The following is a 1,753-nucleotide window of genomic DNA, read 5'->3' on the forward strand; positions in this document are numbered from 1 at the left end:
GGTGATAGTCCCGTACATGAAATAGTTTTTATACCTAGTAGTATCCTGAGTAGGGCGGGACATGTGTAATCCTGTCTGAATCTGCCAGAACCATCTGGTAAGGCTAAATACTTCTGAGAGACCGATAGTGAACAAGTACCGTGAGGGAAAGGTGAAAAGCACCCTGAATAAGGGAGTGAAATAGATCCTGAAACCATATGCTTACAAGCGGTCGGAGCCTTCGGGTGACGGCGTGCCTTTTGCATAATGAGCCTACGAGTTACTCCTCGTTAGCAAGGTTAAGTATTTAAGATACGTAGCCGAAGCGAAAGCAAGTCTTAATAGGGCGATAAAGTTAGCGGGGGTAGACGCGAAACCTGGTGATCTACCCATGGTCAGGTTGAAGTTCCGGTAATACGGAATGGAGGACCGAACTGATATACGTTGAAAAGTGTTCAGATGAACTGTGGGTAGGGGTGAAAGGCCAATCAAACCAGGAAATAGCTCGTACTCCCCGAAATGCATTTAGGTGCAGCGTTGAGAATATAGTGTCATAGAGGTAGAGCTACTGATAGGGCTAGGGGGCTTCACCGCCTACCAAACCCTGACAAACTCCGAATGCTATGACATATGCTCAGCAGTGAGGGCATGGGTGCTAAGGTCCATGTCCGAGAGGGAAAGAACCCAGACCATCAGCTAAGGTCCCTAAATATATACTAAGTTGTTTTAACGTTGTGTGATTACTTTGACAGCTAGGATGTTGGCTTGGAAGCAGCCATTCATTTAAAGAGTGCGTAACAGCTCACTAGTCGAGTGATCGCGCGTGGATAATAATCGGGCATAAGTATATTACCGAAGCTATGGATTGTATATTAAATTATACAGTGGTAGGGGAGCATTCTGTTCTGCGTTGAAGCAGTACTGTAAGGTATTGTGGAGTGTACAGAAAAGCAAATGTAGGCATAAGTAACGATAAAGCAGGCGAGAAACCTGCTCACCAATAGACTAAGGTTTCCTCAGCTACGTTAATCGACTGAGGGTTAGTCGGGACCTAAGGTTAATCCGAAAGGAGATATCGATGGAAAACAGGTTAATATTCCTGTACTAGTTAATATTGCGATGGGGTGACGGAGAAGTGAAAGGTCTGCGCGGTGACGGAAGTCCGCGTTAAAGGGTGTAGACGTTGATTCAGTAGGCAAATCCGCTGATGAGTTGAACCTGATAGTACTAAGCGTCTTTTAGACAATTAGATATGACCCTAATCATGCTCCCAAGAAAAACCTCTAAGCTTCAGATATTAACTACTCGTACCGCAAACCGACACAGGTAGTCAAGTAGAGAATACTAAGGTGCTCGAGTGATTCATGGCTAAGGAACTAGGCAAAATGGTCTCGTAACTTCGGGAGAAGAGACGCCCATCTTCGGATGGGCCGCAGTGAATAGGCCCAGGCGACTGTTTATCAAAAACACAGGACTCTGCGAAATCGAAAGATGATGTATAGGGTCTGACACCTGCCCGGTGCTGGAAGGTTAAGAGGAGGGCTTATCTTCGGAGAAGGTCTGAATTGAAGCCCCAGTAAACGGCGGCCGTAACTATAACGGTCCTAAGGTAGCGAAATTCCTTGTCGGGTAAGTTCCGACCTGCACGAATGGTGTAACGATCTGGGCACTGTCTCGGCCATGAGCTCGGTGAAATTGTAGTATCGGTGAAGATGCCGATTACCCGCAACGGGACGGAAAGACCCCGTGCACCTTTACTATAGGTTCACATTGA

At 46.5% G+C, this 1,753-nt stretch carries 1 rRNA gene; it reads left to right on the forward strand.

The annotated features are described in order from the left end of the window. Window positions 1–1,753: ribosomal RNA gene (locus T367_RS0118245) — 23S ribosomal RNA — on the forward strand; the annotation flags it as partial.

The sequence above is a fragment of the Crocinitomix catalasitica ATCC 23190 genome (assembly GCF_000621625.1).
GTDB classification, from domain to species: Bacteria; Bacteroidota; Bacteroidia; order Flavobacteriales_D; family Crocinitomicaceae; genus Crocinitomix; species Crocinitomix catalasitica.